Below are 7,727 nucleotides of genomic sequence, written 5' to 3'. Positions count from 1 at the left end.
GGAGACGGAAAGCCTGCTCTTACAGTACTTGAATACAACGGAATTTGATAAGAGGTTAAACTTGGATGCGTAATGAAATGCATCACGTCGTTTATACGTGAAAGAGGAATGCGTATCGCTTTGGTTTGTTCTCCGTATTTGCTCTGCCCTTTTGGTCGTCCAGCACCAGGTCGTAACCCGCCTCGCACCATGATTTTTTATTCTATGATTGATGTACATAAATCAATAATAGAATAAAATAGCAGGCATTGTCAGGTAATTTTTAAGCTTTTTGGTTGAAATATAAATTACCTATTTAGATTCAATCGGTTATGGAGTAGATTTTTGTCATTTAGAGCATTTCAGTAAATTCAAGGCATTCTCCATGAATTTTTTACCATTTTGAAATATTATTTTGGTTTAATTCCTTGAATCAATTCATCAACCCTCTCATCGGTATTCGTAGGTTTTTGACTAAAACCAAATCGATGTTGGTTTAGTAAAGTCCTATAAGTAGTTATTTGATTTTCTTGCGTAGTTTGTTGTGCAAATTGATTTTTTAAGACATCCCGTAGAGAAACAGCTTTGGTTTCAATATCAGATTTTTGCATAAAAACTTCATCTTTAATTTCTTTTAAAGCCTGAATTTTTTTATCTGTTAAACCACTTCTGCCCGTGACAGCTTCAAGTAATTTCCACAACCAATTGGTTTGTTGCAAGCGATTTATCATCAGGTCTAATTGTTTTATTGTGCGTGCGATATCATTTGAACCATCAGGATTATATTGTCGCTCTTCTTCTTTTCCTTGAGTAAAAAAAGCGATGCTATTAATTTTTGCATTAGGCCACGAGGGGCTTTGGTCCTTTAAAGAAGAGTAATTACTAACAAACGCTTGTTTCGCTTCGTCTAGCTCTTGCGGATTTTTAGCCTGTATTTCCACAACAAAAAAATCGGGCTCTTCGGAATTTAAGCCTTTATTATCATTATCGTTTTTTTGGCTCCTAGCCTCGAATATAAATTTTTTGGCATTAGCAAAAGAAGAAAAACTTCGGCCCATATCTTCGAACCTGGGCTTATTAGAGAATATTTGATAGGTCGCCGGTGGCGAATTCTCTGCTTGTTCCTTTAATGTATTGTACTGCTCAATAAGGTTAGCTATTCCCTTTTTTACTTGCTGCACTTTACAATTTAAGATATCTAAGAAATAAAGGCTATCATTTTGCAATTCTTTCATTGAATTTTCAGTCGTCTCAATTAAAATAGCAGATAGCTTCCTTTTGACTATCTCGCCAATTTCTTTATCTCGAAGAGCCTGTTGAACTGATAATAGGTCATCCAAATGGAATCCAGCTAAAAGTATTGGATGAAATTGGGGTTGAGAAGCAGCAACATGCGTAGGCGAGTTATCTTTTAATAATGACATTTGAAATTGAAAGTGAGCAAGTTCTCTCATCCAAAAAGCAAAATTACCTAACTCTCCTATGGATTTATCATTGGCAGTTTGTAAAAAATCCAGCAGCTGCTCAACAAATTTTTCCTTTGAAAGAAATTGAGCCTTAGATATAACAAGGCCTGCTTCCTTTTGGGTCATTCCCTTTTGATTATGCAAAAAATCAAAAAAATTGGGTTCGCCTGCCACAAATTCTACTCTTAAGAATTGTTTATCTTAAATTATAATCTAATTTTCTTATTTTAATATTAAGTATCTAAGCGCTGCGATCAATTTGAAAGTAATTAATAGCTAAATCTATTTTTTTACAGAAAAAGATGAGCTGACTGTGTTTTCAGGGCAGGTTTATTCATTTGAAAAATAAGTTTTATATATCATTAAGTAGATATTATTATTTTCCATTTTTGCAAGGTCTATAATCAGTCGTTCCTATTAAGTTATAAAAGCTGTTTTCCAGTCATGGCCTAAGAGAGTGTAGCTCCAAGCTCATGAGTACTACACATTTTATTTAAAATTTCAGGTAACGATTGTTCTAATGCTTTACTCCAAGCTAAAAAGTAATGGCCATTCGCACCAATATGAAGTGGCTCAACACCAAATCTAGCTGATAATTCTTGAGCAAACATTAAATTAGCATTAGCAGCAGCATACTTCGGTTGTTCAAACAAACCACAGCTTAAATGCAGTTGAACATTTGATTTTTTGGTATTATTAGATGCAATCAGATCGTTTAAGCAGGATTTGTTGCTAGGTGATGGCGATTGCGCAATGATGCCACCAAAGAGATCGGGGTGTTTGAATCCTATTTTAATTGCGGCCGTCCCGCTTAAACTTGCTCCTATCATTACTCTATGGCTTGGGTCCTTTGGCAGCAAAACGCCGGTTGCATTTAATTCAGGAAACAGTACGTCACGAATAAATGTAGCATAATCATCTATCTGTAACTCATAATCAACGGTTCTCCCAGCTCCTAAACCTTGTAATTTTGCCCTTGAGTTGGTTTGAGAAAGCGTTTTTTCCAATCCTGGCAATGTTGTAATGAACACAAAGGCAGTATTAGGCGATAAGCCTGCCATCTTCTCTAGTTCTTCCATGATTCCAATTGACAAATAATTCATGCCATCATTCACCACAACAACCTTCTCTATCAGGCCATCGATTGGTTTAAAAACATGGATAGCTCGGGTGCAATCAGAATAGGGTGAATCATCATTACCATGAAACAGATCGATATTCGACGCATCTCGTTTCATGGTTTCATCGCTCGAATGTAACTTGCCGTCTAATTTTGAATAGAATGTATTATGATAGACAAATTTCGTTTTTGGGTCACTTTGTGGTTCTGGAGGTGATAGTAAGTCTGACCATACCACTGCTTTTCCAGGTAGGCGAGCGAGTTTTGGATTTTCATTGACTCGAAAAACAGTTTCTTTGACTTGAGGGCCTGGGCCCAAAAATGCGGTTCTGTGCTTACTGTATTGATCAGGGCATTGATTGTCTAGGAACCAGAATGGATCTCCCTCAAGGCCACATAAGTTGATAGTTAAATCAGTAAGACCTAATCCAGGAGGATTGCCATCGAGGAATCTTTGATAGGCTACATCTGAACTGTCATGGCGATTCAAGGTTTCAAACTCCTTAACCAATTCTTCATAACGCTCAGACAGTGTGGGAGGATATTCTTGACCCGATTCATAGAGAATTTTATGCACATCTTTCATCAATCTGGTTGCCTCCTCTTTTGCGCTAAGACCAAAAAATGGAGGCAGATCAAATAGAGGGATTCTACCTCTCAGGCTGGGTTCTAGCTGAATATATCGATAATTGATAATTGCATCCCTTAATATAGTGTCTTTCTGGATCATAATTCCGGTATTAGCAATCTCTTCTAATTTTTGACGCCCATCACTTGTGTCATAACCATGAAAATCACCTTGAAGATAGAGGTCTTTTTTAGTACCAGGCTCCTCTGTACTTTCATCAAGCTCATCTTTAGCTAGTAGAAAATAAACGTTACATTCAGAGGGTTTTTCAGGATTTGACTCTATAATTGGCGTACCTAATTTTTCGATTTGTTTCCAAAAAATATCAGACAAAATTAGCTGTCGCTCAGGCTCAGGAGAGAGATCCTTAAAATAGTCAGTATAGGATCGAAGGGCTTGCTGGAAATTATCACCGCTATTATCTGGATAGGGGGGCCATTTATCTAATACTGATAAGGCTTCTATAATGCCTGTGTTCAGTTGAGTTCCTGGGCTAGGGAATACTTCTAAATTTAGTTTATTTGAGAGATCGACGAGCATTGCTCGATTAGGGCCTAGATTCATGAATTCTTCTTTAAAAGCAGCAGCTTCCGACTCTAAAAAAATACCTTCTTCTAATAGATTAATAAGATCTTCATCAGACTCATCATTTAAAATTTGTCGCACACTATTGATAAAATTAGACAATTTATCGCGATCTTGCCTGTAAATAACAGCATATTGCTCTAAAATCGCTGTGGCAACTTGCTCTACTTTGTCACTATAAGCCTCGTCTTCTTCTGTATTGGCGCCACCAACTAAGCCTTTAGGACAAATGCACCTTATTTTTTCGTTACTACATTGACCACATTTGGACATTTTTCCCGCCTTGTACAATTTTTTATCAAATAATTCTACCCCAAACTGCCCTTGTCCCACTAAGGCTATGCTCCAATTAACTAAATCTTTACTCTTATCATTGGCCTAATGTGAAAGTTGACTAGGCTATAATTAGAACGATGGATTGTGCATCATCATTATGCAACGAGAAATAAGGAGATTTATATGAATATCAAATCAACAGTAGCTGGGGTAATAGTTGCTACATCCATGATTGCTGCGGGAGCAAGCGAAGCACGTACGGTGTGTACAACATCGACATGTGGAGTCTGGGCAGTTCCTTCAGAATTTACAGGAACAGGATGGCATATGGTTCCTTGTAATACTATTCTTCCCCGCGCTACAACCTGGCAGCAATATAGTAGTGGAAGCTATGCTCCACCAGTAACAGGAAGGGGCTCATTACTTCTAGGACTATAATTGCTGTACAGTAAGTAGTTAGAAATAGGTTCTGTGGAACAAAAGCTAAAATGCTGTGCTAATCATTGTTTTGGCTTTATTGCATAGAACCTATTCTTGAAGACAAGTCCAATCTCATTCTAAATGGAAATAGAAATAGGTCTGATTATCTTGAGTAGTCAGACTTATAATGCAAGTTTCTTCTCTCTCTAAGCCTAACTTTAAATTAGTTAATTTTCGTAATAATTGAGGAGCAACCGCATAATCGAAATAAAAAACATAAGACTATTCAATCTCTAATTGGGTAGAGCTAAATTATCTGTTATTTTATCGGATACAAATTCAGGGAATAATCGTTCAAATTTTGTAACAAACTTTTTAAGCTTAGTGCTTTCACTCAACGTCTGTCTGTAAATATCCAAAGTATCTAAGGCAACATCTTCGGTACATACACACAATAACTGCTGCACTGCTTTTCGCTCCATATCACTTATTTCTGATTTGTTAAAGAAACAAAAACAGCGGCTCGAATTGATTGTATCGTATTCTTTCAAAAATATTTTCAGCTGAAAAGCAAGTGTAAGAATTTCTTCCTCACTTTGAGCAAATGCTTTGATTTCTAGAATAGGAGTGCCTGAATAACTGCTTTGTAAATCTAAAATTTTATTACCTAACGCATCATAGCTCTCTATAATTTGCTCGTTTGTCTGAGGTAGAAACCAATGAATGAAGCGAGTCCAAAAGGAAGAATGTTGTTTTGCATGATATTGTACTTGAGCAATCATGCGAATAATCAAGGGAGACCATATGCGAACATTCTCAAAATCTCCTTTCAGAACGAATTGCTCTAATAAATTGTCCAATTGACGCAATCTTTTTAATTCTACAGCAAAATCACGCTGATTTTTTCGTACTATCCGCTCTAGCCAAGAGCCATAGGCTTCTGTCTGCATGACTATGTTTTGTTCGTCTAATAAATCCTTAGTAATTGCTTGCGCCAAATGCTTATGATAGGGATTACTTTTTTGAATAAATAGACCTAATTTTTGTGAAAAAGGTAAGGCAGCTATTATCCCTGATTGAATGATTTCATGGTTATTTTCCGGATGAGCTAATTCTTCGTCAGATAAAGGTATTTGAAGTATATTTTGCTCTAATGTATCGGCTAAGCGACGGACATTTATAGTGAGCTGCTGCTCATCAGCGCCTGCGATACTTACATGATAAGTTCGATTAGGAAACACTTTATTCAGGTTATCTATTACTAATCTAAGAGCCTCATCCGCTTTTTCTCTTCCCCTACAAAACCCTTGTTCTAAGGGTATTGTAACCTGATGTAATAACATGGGTTGATCCACTTCATGTAACAATTCTGCCATTAATAGTTTCAGTGAGTCATGTTCTTTCAAGGGGTCTGACCAGGATAGAACATCGCTATGCGTATAAGGTTTAGTTAGTACTTTTGTGCCTAAAGCCACTAACGAGACATCGTATTGCTGTGAAGCTTTTAATAACTGTTCTTGAGTGATGTACTGAGTATTATGTTGTAGCTTATTTGATGTATTTTTGGGGAATAAGTCATCCAAAATAATTACGGTTCCATGAGTACTATCTTCCAATAAGCAAGGGCTTCCATCCAAATCCAGTTCTTGATAGTAAGAGGTATTCCAAATTGCTACTTCGCTATTCCCTGACAATTGACTTAAAAAGTTAGTCCAATATTTAATTTGTTCTTTTGTCGTATTGCCATTAATAACCAGTGTAAATTTGTTTTTAGTAGGAGAATATTTAGGAGTGAGCTGACCTATTATAGTTTGTCTTTGAATAAGAACCTTGGTATCGCTTCTATTAATTGGCTGTAAAAATAGACTCATATAGTAAGTTTGTTGCTCACCGAACTCAGCCCCTGGTTTAAATTGTTCACTATAGGTGAGTTGGTGTTTATTTTGAGGCTCTAATAATGAAATATGTTCTGAAACTAAGGAAGAAGAAGTATCAGCTGCTGTGATTTCTACAAATAACTCCCGTCCAGCAAGTTCTCCTAGATCTTTAGTCCCGATATTCTTTATCGTCGCCTGTAACAACTGTGATTCATTCTCTGCAATAGAGAATTGAGTAGGTTGAGATTCTAGCAATACGGGATATTGTATAGTTAAGTTATTTCTAGTGCCACTGTGTTGATAGGGTTGATTAAGGCGAGTATTTTGTGCTGTGACCATAACCGCAGTAACAAGTTTATATGGCTCACTTCCAGTGTGACTTTGTGGTTCTTTGATGCGAAATAGCAAAGGAGTTGAATCACTAAAATGACTTGTCCCAGCCTGAATGCAGCCGCTAACTTCACCACTTTGCACTAATTCCAAATGTTCCTTATTTTCTAAAACTAATGGAATTAATTCTGGTGGAGATATCATAGTGGTTCCGGTGTTTTCAATTCCATAATAGGCTTTAACGACATCTCCTGGCTCCCATAATCCACCCTCTTCCATAGACTGAAAACAAACATTTCGAGTCACTAATTGATAGGGTTCTTTGTGAAGCGCCGCCGAAGTATCTTGTATAACATGAAAATGAATTTGGCCTACTTTACCTACTGCTCCAGGATATAAAGGGTAGATATGAGTCCCCCCATCCGAACCATCAGGACCATCTATACCTCCTGAAGAATAATGATAATTATAATGGGTATCGCTGACTACATGGCTATGGCTATTACCGTCAGCATCGGTCCAATGTTCAGTACGATACGCCGTATAGGGTTCACTCCATGAATAAGATGCTCCTCCGCGCCCCCCTCGACCACCAGGCCCGCCGGCACCATGCCTTCCTGCTTTTCCTGGTATACCAGCCGATACATTTATTGAAGAAATTGTATCTAAAAGCGCTAAATCCTCATATTTCACCCAAACGTCAACTTTGCCGCCGTTGCCTGCTGGATCACCATTAGAGCCAGCTTCCCCCTGCCCCCCATCTCCGCCCGAGCCACCATTACCTCCAGAACGGTACATACCCGCATCGCATCCATCAACGCCGGAAGTGCCATCATAGCCATCTGCACCTATTTTGCCATCAATACCATTGCCACCTACTGCTAATAAGCATAGCTTTTCGTCAACAGGGATAGTGGCATCATGAGAGCCTTTAATATGAATTGTGGAATCATGGTTATCACTAAGTTCAATGTCTATCTCGCCCGCATTTCTACTAGGAAGCGTGCTGGATACGGAAATAGTTAGCATAAGAATTTTTCCTAGCT

At 37.8% G+C, this 7,727-nt stretch carries 4 protein-coding genes and 1 pseudogene; 1 reads left to right on the top strand and 4 read right to left on the bottom strand.

The features are described from left to right. From Ldro_RS16760 to Ldro_RS06310, 3 genes and pseudogenes are all read right to left on the bottom strand, one after another. Positions 1 to 191, bottom strand: a pseudogene (locus tag Ldro_RS16760) (DNA polymerase V); the annotation flags it as partial. Positions 192 to 389: 198 nt separating this feature from the next. Continuing rightward, complete coding sequence (locus Ldro_RS06315; protein WP_058495555.1) at positions 390 to 1,619, bottom strand: hypothetical protein; 1,230 nt, start codon at positions 1,617 to 1,619, stop codon at positions 390 to 392. A gap of 275 nt (positions 1,620 to 1,894) precedes the next feature. Beyond that, the gene (locus tag Ldro_RS06310; RefSeq protein ID WP_131764374.1) at positions 1,895 to 4,051 is read right to left on the bottom strand and encodes an alpha/beta hydrolase; all 2,157 of its coding nucleotides are present in this window, start codon (positions 4,049 to 4,051) and stop codon (positions 1,895 to 1,897) included. A 186-nt stretch (positions 4,052 to 4,237) separates the two neighbouring features. On the opposite strand from Ldro_RS06310, the gene Ldro_RS06305 reads away from it, so the two are divergent. Further along, entirely contained in the window at positions 4,238 to 4,492 is a 255-nt protein-coding gene (locus Ldro_RS06305; RefSeq protein WP_058495553.1) for a hypothetical protein, read from the top strand. 275 nt (positions 4,493 to 4,767) lie between these two features. On the opposite strand, the gene Ldro_RS06300 is transcribed toward Ldro_RS06305, so the two are convergent. Then, entirely contained in the window at positions 4,768 to 7,710 is a 2,943-nt protein-coding gene (locus Ldro_RS06300; protein ID WP_058495552.1) for a hypothetical protein, read from the bottom strand. Between the last annotated feature and the right edge of the window lie 17 nt (positions 7,711 to 7,727).

Origin of the sequence: Legionella drozanskii LLAP-1, assembly GCF_001467585.1 — a bacterium.
In the GTDB taxonomy this organism is placed as follows: Bacteria; Pseudomonadota; Gammaproteobacteria; order Legionellales; family Legionellaceae; genus Tatlockia; species Tatlockia drozanskii.
The sequence above is the reverse complement of the archived record's forward strand: the minus strand, read 5'-3'. Positions and strand labels throughout refer to the sequence as shown.

What these genes read in the sequence shown, in the direction of transcription:
- Ldro_RS06310 (WP_131764374.1), bottom strand. Translation starts at nt 4,051, where the DNA reads ATGTCCAAATGTGGTCAATGTAGTAACGAAAAAATAAGGTGCATTTGT.
- Ldro_RS06305 (WP_058495553.1), top strand. Translation starts at nt 4,238, where the DNA reads ATGAATATCAAATCAACAGTAGCTGGGGTAATAGTTGCTACATCCATG.
- Ldro_RS06300 (WP_058495552.1), bottom strand. Translation starts at nt 7,710, where the DNA reads ATGCTAACTATTTCCGTATCCAGCACGCTTCCTAGTAGAAATGCGGGC.